The sequence below is a fragment of the Kitasatospora sp. NPDC058032 genome, from assembly GCF_042885845.1.
Lineage (GTDB): Bacteria > Actinomycetota > Actinomycetes > Streptomycetales > Streptomycetaceae > Kitasatospora.
The window spans coordinates 32,341-53,821 of record NZ_JBHVRK010000036.1 but is presented as its reverse complement, the minus strand read 5'-3'; the positions used below and the strand labels follow the sequence as shown (position 1 = coordinate 53,821).

Sequence of the window (21,481 nt, the reverse complement as noted above, 5' to 3'; positions counted from 1 at the left end):
TCGTATTTTTTACGCCCGCTGACTTTCGCTCCTCCGTCCCGCTCGCCCACTGTACCTACTCCGCCCGCCCCGGGCCGCCCCCCCCGCGGGGCGTCCGGCCGGATCCGGTCAGGTGAGGTCGAACTCGCCGTCCCGCGCGCCGAGCACGAAGGCCCGCCACTCCCCGGGCGTGAACACCAGGACCGGGCCGTCCTCCTGACGGCCGTCCCGCATCCCGATGTAGCCGTCCACGAAGGCGATCTGGACGTCGCCCACGCCCTGGCTGCTGCACAGCCAGGTCGCCCCGGTGAAGTCCACCTTCGGCTTCCCGTTCGCGCCGAGCTCCGCCGCTCCGGCCGGCTCCGTCCCGACCCCGGCCGACTCCACCCCGGTCCCGCTGTTGGCTGCCACTGCTGGTCTCTCCTCCCGACGGCCTGAACGGCCCCAGCCTAGTCACCCGCGCGGCCCCCGGTCAGCGGGATCGGCAGGACTCCCCCGGCCGGGGCCGACGGACCGTCAGCGGGCCCGGCCCGCCGCCGGAAGCGTGTCCCACGCGGGCGGGCGGCGGGCGAACTGCCAGAGTGTGGGGAGCCCCCACCGAGCACGCCCGCCCGAGCACCCCCGCCCGAGCACCCCACCGTCCAGCCCCCACCGAGCGCCCGAGGAGCAGCCGATGAGCCGCCGGGACGGCAGCCGCGCCGATGTCATCCCCATCTCCGACGCCCCCTCGGCCCACCCCCCGGCGCCCCGCACCCCGCCCGCCCCTGCCCCGCAGCCCCGGCCCGCCCCGGGTCGGCCCCCCACGCACGGCCGGGTCGGCGTCGTCCTCGTCTCGCACAGCCAGGAACTCGCCGACGCCGTGCGCGCCCTCGCCCTCGCCCTGACCGACGACGGCTCCCCCGCCCCGGTGGCCGCGAGCGGCGGGGACCTGGTGGCCGGCCCCGGCATCAGCGCCGTCCTGGTCGCCGCCGCCACCCGCCGGGTCGACCAGGGCCACGGCGTGGTCGTGCTGGCCGATCTCGGCGGCGCGGTGACCACCGTCCGCAGGCTGCTCGCCGACGCCGACGAGCACGGCCTGCCGTTCCCGGTCCGGTTCGCCAACGCCCCGTTCGTCGAGGGCGCGGTGGCCGCGGTGGCCACCGCCACGGCCGGCGGCGACCTCGCGGCGGTGCTGGACGCCGCTGAGGAGGCCTACCGCCAGCCCAAGGGCTGAAACCCTCCGCCCCGGGCCCGCCGTGTCCGCTTCCGGCCGTTCTGCGGGATCCGGCCCACGGCGGGTGACCGCGCGGCTACCATCGGCGCAGGACCGGCCGCGGGGCCGGCCGTGAGGGGGGAACCTCAGCCATGCGCGTGGTCGTCACCGGCGGAGCCGGATTCATCGGGGCCAACCTGGTCCGGGCCCTGCTGGCCCGGCCCGAGGTGGACCAGGTCCGGGTCGTGGACGACCTCTCCACCGGGCACAAGACCAACCTGGACGGCACCGGCGCCCTGCTCCACGAGGGCTCCGTCCTCGACCCGGCGCTGCTGGACGAGGCCTTCGCCGGCGCCGACGCCGTCGTCCACCTCGCCGCGCTGCCGTCCGTACCCCGCTCGGTGGCCGACCCGCTGGCCAGCCACCACGCCAACGCCACCGGCACCCTGGAGGTGCTGGAGGCGGCCCGCCGCGCCGGGGGCCTCTACGTGGCCGCCGCGTCCTCCTCCTCCGTCTACGGCGCCAACCGCGAGCTGCCCAAGCGGGAGACCATGCGCACCGCGCCGATGAGCCCGTACGCGGTCAGCAAGCTCGCCACCGAGTCCTACCTGGCGGCCTACCACCACTGCTACGGGCTCGGGGTGCTCCCGCTGCGGTTCTTCAACGTCTTCGGCCCGCTGCAGCCCGCCGGGCACGCCTACGCGGCCGTGGTCCCGGCCTTCCTGGACGCCGCGCTGGCCGGGCGTCCGGTGACCGTGCACGGGGACGGCGGGCAGAGCCGGGACTTCACCTTCGTCGGCACCGTCACCCAGGTGATCACCGAGGCGGTGCTGCGCCGGGTGGTGCACGCCGACCCGGTCAACCTGGCCTTCGGCACCCGCACCTCGCTGCTGGAGCTGATCGGCGAGCTGGAGTCGGTGCTCGGCCACCCCGTCGAGGTGGCGCACGTCGACCCGCGGCCCGGCGACGTCCGGGACTCGCAGGCCGACAACGCGCGGCTGCGCGAGCTGTTCCCGGACGTCCGGCCGGTGCCGCTGCGCGAGGGGCTGGAGCGGACGGCGGACTGGTTCCGCGGGCTGTAGGACGCGTTCGGGCCTCGGGCCTGCGGTCAGGGGCGCGGCAGGCCGTTCCACTCGAAGCCCGCCTCGGCGTGGCCGGCCACCGCCCGGTGGATCCAGGCGAGTTCCTTCTCCCCCATCGGCGGCAGTGCGTCCAGGGCGTACCAGCCGACCGCCAGGGTCTCGTCCTCGTCCAGCCGGACCTCGCCGCCCGTCGGGCGGCAGTGGAAGACGAGCTCCAGGTACTGCGTCATGTCGCCGTTGGGGTAGGTGATCTCCGGCGAGACGGTGACCGCCACCAGCCGCTCCGGGACGGCGATCACCCCGCTCTCCTCCAGGCACTCGCGGACCGCGCCGTCGGCGGGCTGCTCGCCCGGGTCGAGGATGCCGCCGGGCGGCGTCCAGCTGCCGTCGTCGGCGCGCTGGACGAGCAGCACCCGGCCGTCGTCGTCCAGGACGACCGCGACGACGGCGCTGAGCCAGAGCATGCGGGGGCCGACCACGGCGCGGAGGTCGGCGAGGAACTCGGGAATGGCCATGGCCCGCACCCTATCCGGGCGCCGCCGGGTCAGTCCCGGCGCAGCGGGCGGGCCGGGGAGCCCACCACCACCTCGCCGGGCGGCACGTCCCTGGTGACCACGGCCGCCGCGCCCACGAAGGCGTGCTCGCCGACCTTGCGGCCCTGCAGGACCACGGCGTTGGAGCCGACGGTGGCGCCGTCCGCCAGCAGCACGGCGCCCGAGACGTTGCCGCCCGGGTAGACCGTCACCCGCTCGCCGAGCACCGCGTCGTGCCCGACCGTCGCGTTGTAGTGGACCTGGCTGTGCGCGCCGAGCCGGACGCTGCTGGACACGTACGCGCCGCCCATCACCAGGCAGCCCGGGCCGAGCACGGTGTCCGGGGCGATCAGCGCCCGGGGGTGGACCAGGGTGACCGGTGCCGCGCCGAGGCCGTCCAGCAGGGCGGTGAGCCGCCGCCGGACGGCCGGGTCGGCGATCCCGACCAGGTAGCGGTCGCCGGGTCCGAGTTCGGCGGGCCTGCGGACCGGCAGGCCGCGGACGGTGGCGCCGTGCCGGTGGTCGTCGAGGAAACCCGCGACCGGGACGCCGGCCGCGAGCGCGGTGTCCAGCGCCTCGCGGCCGACGCCCCCGGCGCCGGCGATCCAGAGCCCGTCGGGGGCGGTTTCGGGGAGCACGGGGGCCATCCTGCCCGTTCCGGTGGTCAGGACGCCTCCTCGACGGCCGCGTGCACGGGCGACGGCCGGGACGGGGCCGTGCGCACCGGCGGGACCGGCCGGGGCGCCGTGCTCTGCCGGGGCAGGCCGATCACGGCGGGGGCGCGTTCGACGGCGGGCGCCCGGTGGTCCGGGGCCGCCGGCACCGGGGCGCCGGTGTCGGCGGGCTCGGTGGGCGCCGGGAAGCCCGGGTTGACGCCACCGGCCGCGGTGATCCCGGCCGGGCGCAGCAGCACCTTGACGGTCAGCAGCAGGATCCGCAGGTCGAGCCCGAACGAGCGGTTGCCCACGTACCAGAGGTCGAGCTCGATCCGCTCGGGCCAGGTGATGGAGTTGCGGCCGCGCACCTGGGCCCAGCCGGTCAGGCCGGGCCGGACGTCGAGCCGTCCGCGCTGCCGGGTGGAGTAGTGGACGACCTGCTCGGGCAGCGTGGGCCGGGGCCCGATCACGCCCATCTCGCCGCGCGCGACGTTCCACAGCTGCGGCAGCTCGTCCAGGCTGGTGCGGCGCAGCAGCTCGCCGAGCCGGGTGATCCGGGGTGCGTCCGGCTCCTCGGGGAAACGCCTGTCCCGCATGGTGCGGAACTTGAGGATCTCGAACTCCTTGCCGTGCAGCCCCGTCCGGGTCTGCCGGAAGAGCACCGGTCCGCCCATCGTGCAGCGGATCAGCAGGGCGATCAGCAGTCCCAGCGGAATCGCGACGATCCCGGCCAGGACGGTGACCACGAGGTCCCCCCCTCGCTTCATGACGGTCCTTCCCCCCTGATGCGGTTGTGGGTCGTGGGCAGGCTCAGCCGACCGTCCAGGGCAGTCCCTTGGTGCGGGCGACGGCCGCGTAGGTCGCCAGCGAGACGGCGGCGACCGCCCGCTGGTCGAATTGCGCCGTGGCGCGGCGGCGGGCCGCCGCGCCGAGGCGCTCGCGCAGGCCGGGCTCGGTGAGAAGCCGGTCCAGCGCGTCGGTGAGGGCCCGGGCGTCGCCGGGCGGGGCGAGGAGCAGGTGCTCGTCGTGGGTGCCGATCTCGCGGCAGCCGCGGATGTCGCTGAGCACCATCGGCAGGCCGCCGGCGGCGGCCTCCATGGCGGAGCGGGAGAACCCCTCCCGGTAGGAGGGGAGCACGAAGACGTCGAGGGCCGCGTAGACGGCGGGCATGTCGCCGCGCGGGCCGAGGAAGGAGACGCCCGACTCGGCCCCGTGGGCGTCCGGCTTGTCCGGGTCGTCCGGACCGATCCAGACGAACCGGGCCTTGCCGGCCAGCGCCCGGGCCGCCTGCGCGTACTCCCGGATGCCCTTCTCGGCGACCCGCCGGCCGACCCCGCCGACCAGCAGCTCGTCCGGCCCGACGCCGAGTTCGGCGCGCAGCCCGGCGCGGATGCGGGCGTGTTCGCCCGGGTCGGTGGCGAAGCGGGTGAGGTCCACGCCGTTGCCGACCACCCGCGAGCGGCGGGCCGGGACGGCGCGGGCCAGGGTGCGGCGGTCCTCGCCGTTCTGGTACAGCTCGGCGTGCGAGAAGCGGGCGGCGAAGGCCTCCGCGCCGAGGACGAACGCCCGTTTGGCGAGCGGGTCGTGGGCCTGCGCCCAGAGCCCGTGGCAGGTGTTGACGACGACCGGCACGCGGGCGAGACGGCCGAGCACCCGGCCGAGCACCCCGGTCTTCGGGTTGTGGGTGTGCAGCACGTCCGGGCGGATCCGGTCGAGCACGGCGAGCAGTTCGCGGGCGGCGACGGCGTCGGCGCGCGGCTCCCAGGCCCGGGTCAGGGCGTGCAGCGGCTCGTGGCGCACCCCGATCGCCTCCAGCTCGGGGACGTACGGGCCGGGCGCGCTGATCCCGTACGTGTGGAAGCCGGCCTCCAGATCGACCTTCAGCTCGGTGGCGAGCAGCAGTTGCAGGCTCATGTCGACGGTGGTGAGGTGGGCGACCCGCAGCGGGCGGCCGCCGGGGCCGCGCAGGCGCGGCGGGATCCGGCTCTCAGGCACGGGCGCCCACCGCCTTCGCGGTGGCGACGATCCGGGCGTAGGCGAGCTCGGGGAGCAGCCGGCCGTGGAGCTTGGCGCGGAAGAAGTCGATCGGGTCGGTGCGGCGCACCGGCACCCGGCGCAGCCGGACCGGGTCCACGCCGGGGGTGTTGCGGCCGACCTCGCCGGTCGCGGCCGTCCGGAAGCGGGCCCGCAGGGCCGGTTCCATGTGCGGGACCGGCACGCCCCAGGTGTAGGCGTAGTGGCTGGGGCGCACGCCCAGGTGCTCCTCGACGTCGTCGCCGCAGGCGTCCAGCTCGGCGGTGGAGAGCAGTTCGGGGCGGGCGTGGGTGCGGGTGTGGTTGGCGACCGTGCACAGGCCGGAGGCGGTCATCTCGCGCAGCTGCGCCCAGCTGAGCGCGGGGGCGCCGGTGGCCTTGGCGGTGGAGCCCTCCCAGCGCATCTCGCCGCCGACGTGGCCGCTGGCCAGGTAGACGGTGAACGGCAGGCCGCGCTCGCGCAGCAGTGGCCAGGCGTTGTCGTAGACGTCGGCGAAGCCGTCGTCGAAGGTGAGGACGACGCCCGGGGTGCTGCGGCCGGCCTCGATCCGGTCGGTGGCCTCGTCCAGGGAGACCACCCGCCCGGGCGGCAGCGCGGCGAGCAGGTCGGCCTGGGCGGCGAAGTCGGCGGCGGACACGTCCAGCTCGTCCGGACTGCCGCCGCCCACCCGGTGGTAGATCAGCACGGTGGCGCCCTCGCCGGGGCTGGTTCCGGCCCGGCGTGCCAGCTGGCGTTTCACCTGGGCCCTGATGCCCCCGCCGGCCGGGGCCGTTCCGGGCGCGGCGGTGCCGCTCATCGTTCCCCCCTCTGCGGCGCCCTCCCCGGCGCCGGCAAGTGGCCTCGCATCCGGGGCGGTTGGCGCCCCGGACGGACATCACAGTAGGGGGAACTGTGGGGCTGGTGCCCTGGAATTGTGAAAGAAGCGAGAAGGAGTTGGCAGATGGGCTGAAAACCTGCCGATCTGACCGGTTGAACTCGATCGGGTGAGCGATGTTCGAGTGATTCCGAACGCGGGCCCGGGGGCGGCCCGTCGGCAGTCCGTTCTCAGGCCGCCGCGCGGCGGCGACGGAACAGCGCGAAACCGATCCGGCCGAGCAGCAGCACACCGGCCGCCAGGCAGCCCGCCACCGCCATCGCCCACGCCGGGCCGTCACTGTCCGGAACCACGACCGCTACCACGATCCCCAGCGCGAGGCAGGCCAGGCCCACCAGCGCGAGCGGCACCTGGTGGGTGACCAGCGGGCCACCGTGACAGTACCGGGCCATCCGGGTCGCGCCGCGCGGGGAGAAGTGATCACGTTCCGCATCTGCCATGAGCCCAAGGTACCCCGGCACCGCCGCACCGGCAGCACGCGCGGAGCGATCGGGCGGGCACTCCGAGTGACGGTCGCGAGGGGAGGGACGGGTGTTCGGGGAGGTGTTGCGAAGGCCTTCCGGAGGATTTCTGGAGGACTTCCGGAGGTGCCCGGGAGATGCCCGGGCGGCGTCCGGAAGCTGTCCCGGGTTCGTTTCGGGGTGATCCCGGAATGGTTCCCGGTGTGCGAAAAAACCTTGCCCGTCCGGTACAACCATCAACGGGGCGTAGCTGTCTCCCTTACATTGAGCGATCCAGGAGCCGTCCGCGGTGCGGGTTGGGAGTCCCCGCCGTGGACCGGAGATACCCAGGGGGCGGAGCCGCCGTGCCCTGGAGTCGGAGGCCGGGCTCCGCCCTCCGGCGGTACCGCCACGCCGCATCGGCGACCGAGGGGGAACCGTGCCGCAGTCCCATTCCACGACGTCGACCTCCGGCCCCACGGCCCGCACCAGGGCCGTGGTGACCGCCCTGTCGGACCTGCGGCCCCCGCCGACCACCGCAGCACCGCCCGGACCCGACACCGTGACGATCGACGGGCAGCCGATCGTCACACCGCCGGCCGCGCGGCCGCCCGCCGTCCTCCCGTCGGGCGGCCGGGCCCTGCGCTCCACCGCCACCCGCACCTGCTCCCCGCCCGTCCACCGGTCGGCCGAGCCCGAGCGGGTCGACCATCCGGCCGGCCACTCGGCCGACGCGCGCGGTGAGTGGCTGCGGTTCGCCCCCGTCCAGCCACTGTTCCGCGCCCGGGCGGCGCAGCGGCTCGCCGTCCTCGCCTACCACGGGGTGACCGACCCCCGCTCGTTCGGCGCCCAGCTGGACCGGCTGCGAGGACTGGCGACCCCCGTCTCGCTCGCCGCCGTGCAGCAGGCCGTCGCCGAACGGCGCCCGCTGCCCGCCCGCAGCGTGCTGGTGACCTTCGACGACGCCGACCGCAGCGTCCTCACCCACGCGCTGCCCGCACTGATCGAACGCGGCATCCCGGCCGCCGCCTTCGTCATCTCCGAACTGATCGGCACCGAGAAGCCGTTCTGGTGGCACGAGGCCGACTTCCTCGCCCGGCACGGCGGCCGCGCCCGCTCGCTCGACTGCGGCCACCCCTCGCAGCTGCTCCGCCGGCTCAAGGCGATGCCCGACCCGGACCGCCGGCGCAGCCTCCACGAGCTGCGGGTCAGCGCCGACCGGCGCCCGCCCGGCCAGGAACAGCTCACCCCCGCCGACCTGCTCGCCCTGCGCGAGGGCGGCGTCGCCATCGGCAACCACACCCAGGGGCACCCGTGCCTGGGCCGCTGCGACGACGCCACCGTCCGGACGGAGATCACCGGCGCCCACGAGGCCCTCACCCGCTGGCTCGGCGAGCCCCCGATCGCCTTCGCGTACCCCGACGGCGGCCACGACGTCCGGGCCGAGACCGTCCTGCAGGAACTGGGCTACCGGCTGGGCTTCCTCTCCGACCACCGCCTCGGCCCCCGGCTCCCCACCCACCCCCTCCAGATCAGCCGCCTCCAGGTGGACTCCACCACCAGCACCCGCCGGTTCGACACCATCCTCTCGGGCCTCGAACCGGCCTACCGCCGCTGGCGCGGCCACGCCGCCTGACCCTCCCCCCCTCACCCCGCGCAGGAAGTCGCCCCACCGACTTCCTGCGCCGCCCCGGGAAGTCGACCCCGCCGACGGGCCACCCACCCACGCGACCTCGCAGGGGCTCTCGCCCGCCGCGCCACCGAAAGTCGACCCCGCCGACTTTCCACGCCACCACAGCCACCCCGGCTACCGGCCGACCGGCACTCCCGCCGTCAGAAGCCGGTCACGCCGACGCCCAGGCCGCAGCCCCCGCCCCGCCGCTGTCGCCGAAAGTCGGCTCCGCCGACTTCCTGTGCGGAACGGCCGCCCAACCGCCGAGGGCCGCAGGCCTGGGGCCGTCCCGGCGGGCGGTGCCGTCACATCGGACAGGAGACCGTGAGGAGACCGGCCTCCGCAGGGTCGGCGCGAGCCACCGCGCGGGCCGCAGGCCGACAAGCACCCCGGTGAGCGGTGCCACGAGGGCGGCGGGAGGGACCGTGGCGGGCGCTGCGGCGCGGGGGTCAGACGGTGGGGGCGGTGAGGGGGAGGGTCTGGGGGTAGGCGAGGGCGGCCGGGGGGAGGGTGGCGGGGGTGCCGGCGTGGAGGACGGTGAGGGTGCCGGTGCCCTCGCGGGTGGGGTCGAGGACGCGGCGCAGGGCCTGGGCGGCGACCGGGTCGGCGGAGCCGTGCAGGGTGAGCGAGGGCAGGGAGGTCGGGGCGACGGCGGCGCGGATGCGGTCGGCGACCAGTTCGTAGTGGGTGCAGCCGAGGACGACGGCCGCCGTGCCGGCCGGAGTGCGGACGGCCGCGGCGGCGATGGCCGCCTCGACGGCCGCGTCGTCGCCGTGCTCGACGGCGTCGGCGAGCCCGGGGCAGGCGACCTCGGTGACGTCGGCCGTCCCGGCGAAGTCGCGGATCAGCCCGCGCTGGTAGGCGCTGCCGGTGGTGGCGGGGGTGGCCCAGATGGCGACCGGGCCGCCGAGGGCGGCGGCCGGCTTGATCGCCGGGACGGTGCCGATGACCGGCAGCGCGGGCTCCAGTTCGGCGCGCAGGGCGGCGAGCGCGTGCACCGAGGCGGTGTTGCAGGCGACGATCAGCGCGTCCGGCCGGTGTGCGGCGGCGGCCCGGGCGCAGCCGAGCGCGAGCTCGGTGACCTCCTCGGGCGTGCGCGGCCCCCAGGGCATCGAGGCGGGGTTGGAGGAGAGCACCAGATCGACGTCCGGACGCAGCGCCCGGAGTGCGGCGGCGGCGGCCAGCAGGCCGATTCCCGAGTCCATCAGTGCGATCTTCACGGGTCAAGACTTTAGTCGATGGCCCGCGCCGGCCCCCGCGTGCGGCAGACTGCCCGGGTGACCGTCCTGCTGTGGATCGCCGCGCTCTCCCTGCTGGTCTGGCTCTGGCTGGCGGGCTGCCACGGGTTGTTCTGGCGCACCGACGTCCGGCTGCCGCCGCGCCGGCCGGTGGAGCGCTGGCCGCAGGTGGCGGTGGTGGTGCCGGCCCGGGACGAGGCCGAGGTGCTGCCGCTGTCGCTGCCGGGCCTGCTGGCGCAGAAGTACCCGGGACGGGCCCGGGTGGTGCTGGTGGACGACCACAGCACGGACGGGACGGGCGCGCTGGCGCGTTCGCTCGCCGCCCCCGGTGGCCTGGAGCTGACGGTGACCACCCCTCCCCCACTGCCGCCGGGGTGGACGGGCAAGCTGTGGGCGCTGCGGCACGGGGTGGAGCTGGCCGGTCCGGACGCCGAGTACCTGCTGCTGACGGACGCGGACATCGCGCACGGACCGGACTCGCTGGCCGAACTGGTGGCCGCCGCGCAGGGGAACCGGCTGGACCTGGTGTCGCAGATGGCCCGGCTGCGGGTGGAGACCGGCTGGGAGCGGCTGATCGTGCCGGCCTTCGTGTACTTCTTCGCCCAGCTGTACCCGTTCCGGTGGAGCAACCGGCCCGGTGGACGGACGGCCGCGGCGGCGGGCGGCTGCTCGCTGGTGCGGCGCGAGGCGCTGGAGCGGGCGGGCGGCGTGGCGGCGATCCGGGGCGCGGTGATCGACGACGTGTCGCTGGCCCGGGCGGTGAAGGCCACCGGGGGCCGGACCTGGCTGGGGCTCGCGGAGCAGGTGGACAGCGTGCGGCCGTACCCGCGCCTCACGTTGCTGTGGCGGATGGTGTCGCGCAGCGCCTACGCCCAGCTGCGGCACTCGCCGGTGCTGCTGCTGGGGACGGTGCTGGGGCTGGCGCTGGTCTACCTGGTGCCGCCGGTGGCGACGGTGGCGGGGCTCGCGGGGGGCGCGTGGCCGGTGGCGGCGGCGGGCGGGGCGGCCTGGGCGCTGATGGCGGGGACCTTCCTGCCGATGCTGCGCTACTACGGGCAGCCGCCGGCGGCCGCACTGCTGCTGCCGTTCACCGCCTCGCTCTACCTGCTGATGACGGTCGACTCGGCGGTGCAGCACTGGCGGGGCCGGGGCGCGGCCTGGAAGGGCCGGACGTACTGAACCGGGGTGGGCCGCACCGGCCGGACGGACCGTCCGACGATCTCCCGGCTCGCGCCGGACGAGGAGGCCCGGGCGCCCGCCGGTGGCGCGACGTCGCCCGCGTCACCGCCCCAGCAGCCGCAGCGCGGCCGGCTTGGTGAACTCGTACCGGGTCATCTGCTCCAGGTCCTTCAGCCAGCCCACCGCGCGGCCCGGCCGGGCCAGCACCCGGGCGTAGAGGTCCTCGAAGGAGCTGGTCACGCTCGCCAGCGAGAACCGGCCGACCACCCACTGCCGCCCCCAGTCGCCCAGTTCGGCCCGGCGCGCCGGGTCGTCCAGCAGCCCGCGCAGCTGTCCGGCCAGCGCCCCGGGGTCGCGCGAACCGTCGCCGAAGCCGTACATGCAGCGCGAGGCGTGCGGCTCGACCAGCGGGCCCGGCTCGTGCACCGCGGTGTAGCCGGCCGCGCCGTGCACCACCACCGGCTTGCCGAAGGCGAGGCCGCGCAGCGCCGACCCGCCCATGCCGAGGACGACGTCGGCGGCCTGGTAGGCCGGGCGCGGGTCGGCCAGCTGCCCGGGGACCAGCACCGCCCGGCGGCCGAGCGCCGCGTTGACGGCGGCCGCCCGGGCGCGCAGCGGCTCCAGGCTGGGGCCGGCGCCGACGATCACCAGCCGCACCCGCGGGTCGTCCAGCTGCCGGACGGCGTCCACGGTGAGCTCCGCGCCGGCGTCCTTCTCCAGCGCGGGGACCAGCCGGGTGACGATGACCAGCAGCAACTCCTCGTCACCGATGCCGTGTTCGCGCCGGAACTCGGCCCCGTCGACCAGCCCGGGGGCGTCCGTGGCGGTGTTCACCGGCGGCTCGATGAGGCTGACGTCCCGGTGGCCGAAGGCCCGGCCGTCGCCCATCAGCGCGCCCAGGCCCAGCACCAGCGGCTGGTGCCGGGGCAGGCCGCGCAGCATCCGGATGCCGTAGAAGGTGGTGACCACCGGCAGCCGGCCGTAACGCCCGGGCCCGAAGTAGGAGTTGCGGGCCGCCCGGACCTCCCAGGCGTGCAGCAGCTGGCTGCCGTGCTCGGCGGCCAGCCGGCCCAGCCGTCGCCGGACGTCGGCGTGCGGGGTGTCGGGACCGCCCGCCACCACCACGTCCAGGCCGTGCCCGGCGGCGACGTCGACCAGCGGCGCCGGGCCGGCCACGCCCTGGGCGAACAGCACCGGGTCGTGGCCGCGGTCGCGCAGGGTGCGGGCGATGTCGACCGCGTTGAGCTGGGCGCCGCCCAGGGCCAGGTTGTTGAGATGGACGAGCACCCGGACCGGTCGCACGCCTCACTCCTCCCAGTGGTGCGGGACGAAGACCGGCGCGGCCAGCACGACGGCGCGCGGCGGGGAGTCCAGCATCGGGCCGAAGACGTCGAACTGGCCGGCCGAGTGCCAGCTCATCAGCGTGCCACCGTCGGTCCTGCCGATGCTGTAGACGCCGGTCCACAGCGTGTACCGGCCGCGCGGCAGCGGCAGCCGGGGGATCACGCAGGTCACCTCGTGGTCCCCGCCGGTCAGCCGGATCTCGTGGCTGATCTGGAAGATCGGGCTGGAGGTGCCCTCGCTGACGCCCAGGTGCAGGGTCGCGTCGCCGCGGTAGTCGCCGCCGAGGGTGAGCTCGACGGTCATCGGCTCGTCGGTGGTGAGGCTCTCCCGGTCCGCGCCGCGCACCTCGTGCTTGAGCAGCTGGACCGGCTCGCCGGTGCGGCCGCCGGCCTCGGACTGCGCCTCGATCGAGTCGCGGTAGCCGGCCATCGCGTCCTTGATCCCGGCGTCCACCCGGATCGAGCCCTGCTCCAGCCAGATGCCGCGCCGGCAGATGGACTCCACGGCGGGCAGGTCGTGCGAGACGAAGACGATGGTGGTGCCCTGCTCGGCGACCTCGCGCATGCGGTCCAGGCAGCGCTGCTGGAACACCGCGTCGCCGACCGCCAGCACCTCGTCGACCAGCAGGACGTGCGGCTCCAGGTAGGCGGCGACGGCGAAGCCGAGGCGCATCTGCATGCCCGAGGAGTAGAACTTCACCTGCCGGTCGATGGCCCCGCCGAGCCGGGCGAACTCCACGATGTCGTCGAAGCGGGTGGCCACCTCGCGCCGCCGCAGGCCGAGCAGCGCGCCGAACAGGTAGATGTTCTCCCGGCCGGTCAGGTCGGGGTGGATGCCGGCCCGGATCTCGATCAGCGCGCCGATCCGGCCGCGCACGTCGATCACCCCGCCGTACGGGTACATCACCCGGGTCAGCATCTTGAGCAGGGTGGACTTGCCGGAGCCGTTGGAGCCGATCAGGCCGACCGACTCGCCCGGCTCGATGTGCATCGAGATGTCGCGCAGCGCCCAGCGCCAGTCCTCGCCCTTCTCGCCGCGCAGCCGGCGGGCCATGGACTCGACCTTGTCGCGCAGCAGCATCCGCTGCTGGTCGGCCTTGAAGCGCTTCCACACCTGGTCGGTGCGGATGGTCCCGAGCGGGAGGGTCCGGCTAGGCGACATCGGCGATCCCCGTCTCCAGCTTCTTGAACAGCAGGTAGCCGCCGACCAGGAACACCACCGAGGAGACCGCGGCGATCGTGGTGAGCGCGGCGTCCGGCGCCTGCCCGTAGAGCAGGGCGTTGCGGTAGCCCTCGATCACGGCGCCGAGCGGGTTGACGCCGACGTACACCTCCTGGAGGCGCTCCGGGATCTGGGCCAGCGGGTAGGCGACGGGGGTGGCGAACACGCCCATCTGGGTGATGATCGGCAACAGGTGGCGCACGTCGCGCAGGTACACCACGGCCACCGACAGGACCAGGGCGATGCCGTAGGTGAAGGCGAACTGGATGCCCAGCAGCGGCACCACCCACAGGAAGGTCGCCGCGGGAGCCGTCCAGAAGACCAGGAACAGCAGGCCCAGCACGGCGGTGCCGATCAGCATGTCGACGGTGGCGACCAGCATGGTGGCGAGCGGGAAGACCTCGCGCGGGCAGTACACCTTGTTGAGCAGGCTGAGGTTGTTGGCCAGGCTCAGCGCGCCCTGGTTCATGGTGTTGCTGAAGAACTGCCAGACGATCAGGCCGACGTAGGCGAACAGCGGGTACGCGGCGCCCGCGGTGTCGACGTGCACGGCACGGCGGAACACCAGGGTGAAGATGGCGCACAGCGCGAGCGGGGTGAGCACCGCCCAGGCGAAGCCGAGCACGGCCTGCTTGTAGCGGGCGCGCAGGTCGCGCTCGGCGAGCGCGCGGACGAGTTCCCGGGCGCCCCACAGCTCGCGGGCCACCCGGCCCGGGCGGAGCCGGCGTTTGAAGATCAGCTCCGGCGGCGGCCCGTCGGCGGCCGGCGGGCGCCCCGGGGCCCGCGTTGTCTGGCTGTCGCGCTCGTCGACGAGCGGCGCGCGTTGTCCCCCCACGGACACCTGCCCTCTCCGGTACCGGCGGTATCGAGAAGTGGGCCCGTCACAGCGGCTCCTGACACCGTCGGCGGCGCGGCCCGGCCCCACTCTGGCACAGAGTGTGGCCGCCGGGGGGCGGTTCGGTGAAGGTGATCCGCCCCGCCGGTCGAAGAGCGGCGGGGCGGCGGCGGGGAAGCGGCCGGGAGACAGCGAGAAGGCGGGCCGGCCGTGGTGCGGCCGGCCCGCCGGGGGCGGTCGGGGGTGGTGACGGAGGGTCAGTGCAGGGTGTGGGCCGGGTGGCGCTGCTGGTCCTGGGCGACGAGGTGGTCCATCACCTCGGGCATCGCCTCGACGCCGCCGGCGTTGGTCGGCGAGGTGCGGTACTCGTCCTGCACGATCACGGTGGGCAGCTCGTTGATGCCGTGCCGGACGAACAGCCGGGCGGCCTCGTCGACCGCGCGGTCCACCTCGTTCGAGCGGTAGGCGGCGCGGAAGCGCTGCTGGTCGACGCCCTGGCCCTGTGCCCAGGCGGCGGCGGTGTCCTCGCTGGTGAGGTCCCGCCGTTCGGTGTGGACGGCCCGGAAGGTGGCGGTCTGCAGGCGGTCGACCTCGCCGAGGCGCTCCAGCGTGTAGTACAGCCGGGCGTGGCCGCGCTGGACGGCCTCCTCGCGGCTGCCCTGCCAGATGGCCGGCACGCGGCGCAGGTCGACGTCGGAGCGGTGGCGCTCGGTCCAGGCCCGCAGCGGCTCCTCGAGCGCCTGGGAGTGCCCGCAGTCGTACCAGAAGAACTCCAGGGCCTCGGTGCGGGCACTCTCGCGCACCGGCTGGATGGTGTTGAGGTGGGAGAACGGGGTGCCCTCGCGGGGCGGCCGGTGGTTGGCGGCGGCGGCCTGCAGCGGGGACGCGGCGATCCCGGCGGCGAGGGCCAGCAGCAGGGTGGTTCGAAGGATCGGCTTCACAGGGGGGAGTGTGACCCGTGACGGAACGTCATCGGCCAGTCGTCCCGGTGCGTCGGGCCGGGATTCGCCTGAACGGCGCACCCGGCCCGGCGCACCGGGACGCGTCAGCCGAGGCCGCCGGGTCCGCCGCTCCCGCCCGGTCCGCCGCGGTCGCAGATCTCGCCGAACAGCCGCTGCCAGGCGTCGGCCACCACGTCGAGGTCGTTGTGGGCCAGCGCGTGGGCGCGGGCGGCGGCGCCGAGCCCGGTGCGGTCGCCGGCCAGGACCTTGGCCAGCGCCTCGGCGAGGGCCGGCGGGTCGCCGGGGGCGACCAGCGCTCCGGTGACGCCGTCCCGGACCACCGAGCCGACCCAGCCGACGTCGGTGGCGACGGCCGGCAGGCCGGCCAGCGCGGCCTCGATCAGCACCCCGGGCACACCCTCGCTGTCACTGCTGAGCAGGACGGCGTCCACGGCCCGGTAGAGCGGGGCCGGGTCGTCGAGGGTGCCCAGGAAGTGGGCCCGGGCGGCGGCCGGATGTCGCTCCAGTGCGGAGCGTTGCGGGCCGTCGCCCGCCACGGCGAGCCGCACGTCGGGGAGCCGGTCGAGGGCGTCGAGGGCGAGGTCCAGGCGCTTCTCGGCGGCGATCGCGCCGACCCAGGCGACCAGCAGGCCGTCCGGCGGCAGACCCAGCTGCTGGCGGGCGGCGCGCCGGTCGGCCTCGTCGCGGGCGGGCGGGTAGTGGTCGGCGGCGCGGGCGTTGGGGATGGTGCGGACGTTGGCGGCGGGCAGCCGGAAGCGTTCGACGAGCAGGTCGCGGGCCCCGTCGGCGAGGGCGGTGACGGCGGCGGCGCGGTGCAGCAGGGCGCCGGTGCGCAGCCGGCGGACCGGGCCGGGCGTCCAGTGCCGGGGGTCGCCGATGGAGACGTAGACGAACGGGGTGCGGGTGCCGGCGAGGGCGAGGGCGCAGGCGGGGAGGGTGGAGGATCCGTGGGCGACGACGAGGTCGGCGGTACGGGCGGCGGTGCGCAGCGCGCCGAGGGTGCGCGGGTGCAGGCGGCCGGGGCCGAGGACGGTGGTGGAGCGGGTGTCGGCGGCGTCCGGCAGGGCGTCCGGGTGCGGGGCGAGCGCGCGCAGGGCGGAGGCCTGGCCCCGGCGGCGCAGCTCGTGGTGGAGGTCGCGGGCGAGGCCCTGGGCGCCGCGGCGGCGCGGATCGGTGATGAGGTGGAGGATGCGGGGGCGGGTTCCGGTCTTCCTGACCGGTGTCGCTTCAGGCATGGGAAAGACCTTGGCACAGCCTCCGGCCTGGGACGACCCCTTCGCGCAACCCGGCGGTGGTCCGTACGCCAGCGCGGGTACTCCCGAAATGCGCCGGGCGGGCGCCGTCGTACGCCCTTCGGGGGGTCGACGCGCCCTGTTCCGCGCTGTCGTGCGCCCCCTGACGGTTCGCCGACGGCCCGCCGGGGCCGCTCCCGGTGTGGCCGAATCGCTGGCGGGCACCGGTCGCGACCTGCGATGCTGATCGGCAGTCAGGGCGCCGTCCCGGCACGGGAGACCGGGCGCGCCCAGGAGGGCGGGGGTTGGCCTGTGCATGTGCTCTATGTGATCGACAGCGTGAGCCGGGTCGGCGGGGCCGAGCAGGGTCTGGTGGCGATGGCCCCCCAGCTGGTGCGGGCCGGGGTGAAGCTCGACGTCGCGTACCTCAAGGACTCCCCTGGCGGCTTCCAGCCGGAGCTCACCGCGGCCGGGGCGGACGTGTTCGGGGTCGGCCGGCCCTCCCGGGGGCGCACCGTCGCCGCCCTGCACCGGCTGGTCCGCGAGCGCCGCCCGGACCTGGTGCACACCACGCTGTACGAGTCGGACGTGCTCGGCCGGGCGGCCGCGCTGGCCGCCCGCACCCCGGTGGTGACCAGCCTGGTCAACGCGTCGTACGGGCCGGAGCACCGCCACGCGCGCGGGCTGAGCCCGTGGAAGGTGCGGGCCGCGCAGACGGTGGACGCGGCGACCGCGCAGGGCACCCGGCGCTTCCACGCGCTGACCCGCTACGTGGCCGGGGCGATGGCGCGCCGGCTGCGGGTGCCGTCCCAGCGGATCGACGTGGTGCCGCGCGGGCGCGACCCGGAGCTCCTCGGCACGGTGACGCCGGACCGGCGGGCCACCGTGCGCACGGCGCTGGAGCTGCCGCCGGACGTGCCCGTGGTGCTGGCGGCGGCCCGTCAGCAGTACCAGAAGGGCCTGGACGTGCTGCTGGAGGCCTGGCCCGAGGTGCTGCGCGCCGAGCCGGAGGCCGTGCTGCTGCTGGCCGGCAGCGAGGGCACCGAGAGCGAGCGGCTGCGGGCGCTGGCCGCGGCGACCACCGGGGTGCGCTTCCTCGGGCCGCGCGACGACGTGTTCGACCTGATGGCGGCCTCCGACGCGTTCGCCGTGCCGTCCCGCTGGGAAGGGCTGGGCAGCGCGGCGATGGAGGCGATGGGGGTCGGGGTGCCACTGGTCGCCGCCGACGTTCCGGCGCTGCGCGAGACGGTGGGCTCGGAGGACTACGCCCGGCTGGTGACGCCGGAGCGGCCGGCCGAGCTGGCGGCGGCGCTGACCGACACCCTGGAGGACCGGGCCTCGGCGCGGGTACGGGCGAAGGCGGCGCGGGCACGGTTCCTGACCTCGTTCACGCTGCATCAGGTGTCGGCGCAGATGGTGGAGTTCTACGAGCGCTCGCTGCGGCTGCGGACCGTCTGAGAGCCGGACGACGCGCCCCGGGGGCGCCCGCCCGGGCCGGGCCGGGGGCGCCCTGTCCGGATCCCGGCGCTCCGGGCCCGGCCGTCGGGGATCTCCCCGGACCAGTATCGCCAAAGAGGTTGCGCCGCACGTCGGCGCTCGGGAAGCATCGCCGGGGGGACCGGCGGGGGCGGCGGTCGGCACGCACTGTTCGTGGTGCACCGCCGGGGCCGGGCCACGCCGTGGGGGGCGCGTCGTCGAGACGTACGTCCGCGAGTCGTCAGGGGGGCGGGTTGCGACATCAGCCGAGGGATTCCACCGTGCCCGTGCGGGCCCAGCGGTCACGCCCCGGGGCGTGACACCCCAGCGGTACCCGGACCCGCCGTGCTCCCGTGGGGGCGCGACGGGCGCTGACAGCACCACCGCACCACGAACGCGAGGGGATCCAACCGGTGGAACCGGCAAACCACTTCACCGTCCTGCGGCGCTACTGGCGGCTGCTCGTCGGCTGCACGCTCGCCGCGCTGGTCGTCGGCTGGCTGCTGACCCCGGCCGGCGACACGGTGGACAACGCCAAATGGAAGTGCAAGGTCGCGATCACCCCGGTCGCCGGCGCGGGCGACACCGTCCGCGCCGACCAGGTGCTCTCCTACGCGCAGGGCGCGGACGTCGCGGCGGCGGCGGCCAAGGCCCTCGGCATCGCCGACGCCTCCGAGGCGATCGCCCGCCGGACCGTCACCGCGGACAGCCCCCAGATGCTGACCATCGCCACCACCGGCCCGACCAAGCAGTCCTGCTCCGACCTGGCCACCGCCTACTCGGCGGCGATCATCAAGGGCTACAGCGACGAGTCGGCCCGCAGCGCCGCCGAGACGATCAAGAAGCTGCAGGCCCAGGCGGACGCCCAGCAGCAGCAGCTGAACGACATCCAGGCCCAGTTCAACCGCTCCTCGCCCGCCGACCAGCCCAAGCTGCAGCCCAAGCTGACCGCCGCCGCCACCTCGCTGACCACCACCCTCACCACGATCAGCAAGCTGGCCAACGGCGCCCAGACCGACGCCATCCAGCAGTGGGGCAGCATCGACGCCCGGCAGGGCACCAGCAACCTGCTCTCCTCCCCCAGCCGCGGGATGCGGCTCGGCCTCGCGGTGGTGCTCGGCCTGGCGCTCGGCGTGGTCGCCGCGCTGATGCTCAGCCGGATGGACACCAGGCTGCGCAGCCGCAACGCCGTCGAGGAGGCGTTCAACCTGCCGGTGATCGGCGAGGTGCCGCACCTGTCGCGCCGTCAGCGGCGGGTACGCGAACCGCTGGTGCGCGCCCGGCCCTCCGACCCGGCCGCCGAGGCGTACCGCTCGCTGCGCTCGACGCTGCTGCTCACCGGCCCCGACTCGCTGGCCCGCCCGGCCGCCGGCGAGGACCGGGACCCGGCGCGGGCGGTCGCGCGTCGGCTCACCGAGACCGCGCCGGTGGTCCTGGTCGCCTCCGGCGGCAGCCGCGACGGCCGGACCATCACCATCGCCAACCTGGCCGCCGCGCTCGCCGAGACCGGCCGCGAGGTGCTCGTCCTGGACTGCGACTTCCGCCACCCGCAGCTGCACGCCCACCTCGGCGTCGGCGACGGTCCGGGCATGGCCGAACTGCTCAGCGGCGAACGGCTCGGCGAACTGGACGACCTGATCCGGCCGACCAACGTCGACGGCGTCTCGCTGATCACCGGCGGCAACACCACCGCCTACCCGGCGGCCCTGGTGCTGCGGGCCGCCGAGGTCCTGCGCCGGGCCCGCCGGCACGCGGACGTCATCCTGGTCGACACCTCGCCGCTGCTGCACGCCAACGACGCCTACGACCTGGTGCAGCACGCGGACGCGGTGCTGGTGACGGTGCGCAGCGGAAACGTCACTCCCGAGCAGGCCGACCGGGTGGCCGAACTGCTCTCCCGCACCGGGGTACCGGTGGCCGGGGTCGCGCTGCTCGGCACCTACGGGCCGGCCGGCGGACGACGGCGCGCCCCGGCGGGCGGCTCCGGGACGGGCGCCGCGGCCGGCCGGGGCGCGGCTCCGGCCTCGGCTCCGCACCGGCCGGCCGGGCCGGCTGCGGAGCACGGCGCCGAACGGCCGGGCGAGCTCGGCGGCGGACGGCCCACGCCCAGCTGGGCCCGGCGCGCGCCCGAGGAGGACGGCCAGGGGGCCCGCAGCGGCCACGAGCACGGCGGCGAGGCGGGCACCGGCCAGGAAGGCGGCCGAGAAGGCGGCCGGGGAGACGGCGCCGGCAGCGGCCACGGCGGCGAGCACGGCACCGGCCGCCGGCCGTACGGCCCGGCCGGCGGCGACCACGGCGAGCCGGCCCTGCTGCGCGAGGCGGAGGAGCGGTGAGCGGGCCCCAGGGCGCGGCGCCCGGCCCGGCCGGCGCCCCCACCCGGGTGCTCTGGCTCGCCAAGGGCCTCGGCCGCGGCGGCGCCGAACAGCTGCTCCTCAACTGCGCCCGCCACGCCGACCGTTCGCGCTACCGCGTCGAGGTCGCCTACGTGCTGCCGTGGAAGGACGCGCTCGCCCCCGCGCTGGCCGAGGCCGGGGTCGCCGTGCACTGCCTGGGCGGCGCCCCCGGCACCCCGGGCCGGGCCGACCCGCGCTGGCCGCTGCGGCTGCGCGCGCTGCTCGCCGCGCGCCGGTACGGCCTGGTGCACACCCACATGCCCGTCCCGGCCGCCGCCGCCCGGGTGCTCGCCCCCACCCTGGCGGGCGCCGCGCCGCGGCTGGTGCACACCGAGCACAACGTGTGGGAGCGCTACCGCGCGGCCACCCGCTGGGCCAACGCGCTGACCTACCGGCGCAACGACGCGGTGATCGCCGTCTCGCACGCCGTCGCCCGCAGCATCCCGCCCGGCCGCCGCCGCCCCGGCGACTGGGTGACCGTGGTGCACCACGGCCCGGACCTGGCCGGCGCCCCCGGGGGGCCGGCCGCCCGGGCCGCCGCCCGCGCCGAACTCGGCCTGCCGGCCGAGGCGTTCGTGGTCGGCACGGTCGGCAACCTCACCCCCAAGAAGGACCAGGCGACCCTGCTCGCCGCGCACGCCGCGCTGCTGCGCCGCCGCCCCGACGCCCGGCTGGTGCTGGTCGGCGCGGGACCGCTGGACGCGCGACTGCGGGCCCGGGCCGCCGAGCTGGGCGTCGCCGACGCCGTCGTGTTCACCGGCTCGCGCGCCGACGTGCCCGAACTGCTGCCCGCCCTGGACGTGTTCACGCTGAGCTCGCGCCAGGAGGGCCTGCCGGTCGCGCTGATGGAGGCGATGACCGCCGGGCTGCCCGCCGTGGTCACCCGGGTCGGCGGCATGCCCGAGGTGCTGGACGACGGCGAGCAGGGCTTCCTCGTCCCGCCCGGCGACCCGGCCGCGCTGGCCGACGCCTTCGAGCGGCTGGCCCGGGAACCCGACCTGCGCACCCGGCTGGCCGCCGCCGCCCGGGAACGTGCCGAACGCTTCGACGTGGCCGGCGCCCAACGCGCCGTCGAGGCGGTGTACGCGCGGGTCCTGCGGCACTGACCGGCACCGACCGGCGTCGGCGGGCGGACCGCC

General features: G+C 76.1%; 20 protein-coding genes. 7 read left to right on the top strand and 13 right to left on the bottom strand.

Going from position 1 to position 21,481, the window contains the following annotated elements:
* Positions 1-108: 108 nt before the first annotated feature.
* A complete protein-coding gene (locus ACFVUH_RS34205; protein WP_355369878.1) occupies positions 109-366 on the bottom strand; it encodes a DUF397 domain-containing protein in 258 nt (85 codons plus the stop codon).
* Positions 367-652: 286 nt separating this feature from the next.
* Here ACFVUH_RS34205 and ACFVUH_RS34200 point away from each other — a divergent pair, with 286 nt between their 5' ends.
* Positions 653-1,192, top strand: coding sequence for a PTS fructose transporter subunit IIA (locus ACFVUH_RS34200; protein ID WP_355369790.1), 540 nt, complete (start codon positions 653-655; stop codon positions 1,190-1,192).
* A 131-nt stretch (positions 1,193-1,323) separates the two neighbouring features.
* Positions 1,324-2,253 carry an NAD-dependent epimerase/dehydratase family protein gene (locus ACFVUH_RS34195; protein WP_387917392.1) on the top strand — a complete coding sequence of 310 codons (930 nt, stop codon included), beginning with the start codon at positions 1,324-1,326 and terminating at the stop codon, positions 2,251-2,253.
* A gap of 26 nt (positions 2,254-2,279) precedes the next feature.
* Here ACFVUH_RS34195 and ACFVUH_RS34190 read toward each other — a convergent pair whose 3' ends face one another.
* The 6 genes from ACFVUH_RS34190 to ACFVUH_RS34165 all read right to left on the bottom strand — a co-directional run bounded on the left by ACFVUH_RS34190 (position 2,280) and on the right by ACFVUH_RS34165 (position 6,790).
* Positions 2,280-2,768: an NUDIX domain-containing protein gene (locus ACFVUH_RS34190; protein WP_355369794.1), complete on the bottom strand. Its 489-nt coding sequence runs from the start codon at positions 2,766-2,768 to the stop codon at positions 2,280-2,282.
* Positions 2,769-2,797: 29 nt separating this feature from the next.
* Positions 2,798-3,424 (bottom strand): NeuD/PglB/VioB family sugar acetyltransferase, encoded by a 627-nt coding sequence (locus ACFVUH_RS34185; protein WP_387917391.1) that lies wholly within the window; start codon positions 3,422-3,424, stop codon positions 2,798-2,800.
* 26 nt (positions 3,425-3,450) lie between these two features.
* Positions 3,451-4,209, bottom strand: a complete 759-nt coding sequence (locus ACFVUH_RS34180; RefSeq protein WP_387917389.1) for a sugar transferase — start codon at positions 4,207-4,209, stop codon at positions 3,451-3,453.
* Positions 4,210-4,252: 43 nt separating this feature from the next.
* Positions 4,253-5,437 carry a glycosyltransferase gene (locus ACFVUH_RS34175; protein ID WP_387917387.1) on the bottom strand — a complete coding sequence of 395 codons (1,185 nt, stop codon included), beginning with the start codon at positions 5,435-5,437 and terminating at the stop codon, positions 4,253-4,255.
* Positions 5,430-6,272: a polysaccharide deacetylase family protein gene (locus ACFVUH_RS34170; protein ID WP_355369802.1), complete on the bottom strand. Its 843-nt coding sequence runs from the start codon at positions 6,270-6,272 to the stop codon at positions 5,430-5,432. Before ACFVUH_RS34170 ends, ACFVUH_RS34175 begins: the two co-directional genes overlap by 8 nt.
* 248 nt (positions 6,273-6,520) lie before the next feature.
* Positions 6,521-6,790, bottom strand: a complete 270-nt coding sequence (locus ACFVUH_RS34165; RefSeq protein WP_355369804.1) for a hypothetical protein — start codon at positions 6,788-6,790, stop codon at positions 6,521-6,523.
* A gap of 439 nt (positions 6,791-7,229) precedes the next feature.
* Between ACFVUH_RS34165 and ACFVUH_RS34160 the strand changes: the two genes are divergently transcribed.
* Entirely contained in the window at positions 7,230-8,426 is a 1,197-nt protein-coding gene (locus tag ACFVUH_RS34160; RefSeq protein WP_355369806.1) for a polysaccharide deacetylase family protein, read from the top strand.
* A 485-nt stretch (positions 8,427-8,911) separates the two neighbouring features.
* Here the strand turns inward: ACFVUH_RS34160 and ACFVUH_RS34155 are convergent, their stop codons facing one another.
* Positions 8,912-9,682: a glutamate racemase gene (locus ACFVUH_RS34155; RefSeq protein ID WP_387917384.1), complete on the bottom strand. Its 771-nt coding sequence runs from the start codon at positions 9,680-9,682 to the stop codon at positions 8,912-8,914.
* 66 nt (positions 9,683-9,748) lie between these two features.
* Here ACFVUH_RS34155 and ACFVUH_RS34150 point away from each other — a divergent pair, with 66 nt between their 5' ends.
* The gene (locus tag ACFVUH_RS34150) at positions 9,749-10,879 is read left to right on the top strand and encodes a glycosyltransferase (RefSeq protein WP_387917402.1); all 1,131 of its coding nucleotides are present in this window, start codon (positions 9,749-9,751) and stop codon (positions 10,877-10,879) included.
* Between the two features lie 102 nt (positions 10,880-10,981).
* Here the strand turns inward: ACFVUH_RS34150 and ACFVUH_RS34145 are convergent, their stop codons facing one another.
* The 5 genes from ACFVUH_RS34145 to ACFVUH_RS34125 all read right to left on the bottom strand — a co-directional run bounded on the left by ACFVUH_RS34145 (position 10,982) and on the right by ACFVUH_RS34125 (position 16,476).
* A complete protein-coding gene (locus ACFVUH_RS34145) occupies positions 10,982-12,181 on the bottom strand; it encodes a glycosyltransferase family 4 protein (RefSeq protein WP_387917382.1) in 1,200 nt (399 codons plus the stop codon).
* A gap of 3 nt (positions 12,182-12,184) precedes the next feature.
* Positions 12,185-13,384, bottom strand: a complete 1,200-nt coding sequence (locus tag ACFVUH_RS34140; RefSeq protein WP_355369814.1) for an ABC transporter ATP-binding protein — start codon at positions 13,382-13,384, stop codon at positions 12,185-12,187.
* A complete protein-coding gene (locus ACFVUH_RS34135; RefSeq protein WP_355369816.1) occupies positions 13,374-14,285 on the bottom strand; it encodes an ABC transporter permease in 912 nt (303 codons plus the stop codon). Before ACFVUH_RS34135 ends, ACFVUH_RS34140 begins: the two co-directional genes overlap by 11 nt.
* Before the next feature lie 251 nt (positions 14,286-14,536).
* Entirely contained in the window at positions 14,537-15,220 is a 684-nt protein-coding gene (locus ACFVUH_RS34130; RefSeq protein WP_387917380.1) for a thiol:disulfide interchange protein DsbA/DsbL, read from the bottom strand.
* 104 nt (positions 15,221-15,324) lie between these two features.
* Positions 15,325-16,476, bottom strand: a complete 1,152-nt coding sequence (locus tag ACFVUH_RS34125; protein WP_387917378.1) for a glycosyltransferase family 4 protein — start codon at positions 16,474-16,476, stop codon at positions 15,325-15,327.
* Positions 16,477-16,800: 324 nt separating this feature from the next.
* Between ACFVUH_RS34125 and ACFVUH_RS34120 the strand changes: the two genes are divergently transcribed.
* From ACFVUH_RS34120 to ACFVUH_RS34110, 3 genes are all read left to right on the top strand, one after another.
* Entirely contained in the window at positions 16,801-17,931 is a 1,131-nt protein-coding gene (locus tag ACFVUH_RS34120) for a glycosyltransferase family 4 protein (RefSeq protein WP_387917377.1), read from the top strand.
* 431 nt (positions 17,932-18,362) lie between these two features.
* On the top strand, positions 18,363-20,282 hold the full coding sequence (locus ACFVUH_RS34115) for a tyrosine-protein kinase family protein (RefSeq protein ID WP_387917375.1): 1,920 nt from the start codon (positions 18,363-18,365) through the stop codon (positions 20,280-20,282).
* Positions 20,279-21,448 (top strand): glycosyltransferase, encoded by a 1,170-nt coding sequence (locus ACFVUH_RS34110; protein ID WP_387917373.1) that lies wholly within the window; start codon positions 20,279-20,281, stop codon positions 21,446-21,448. The genes ACFVUH_RS34115 and ACFVUH_RS34110 overlap by 4 nt, the downstream gene beginning before the upstream one ends.
* Positions 21,449-21,481 lie beyond the last annotated feature (33 nt).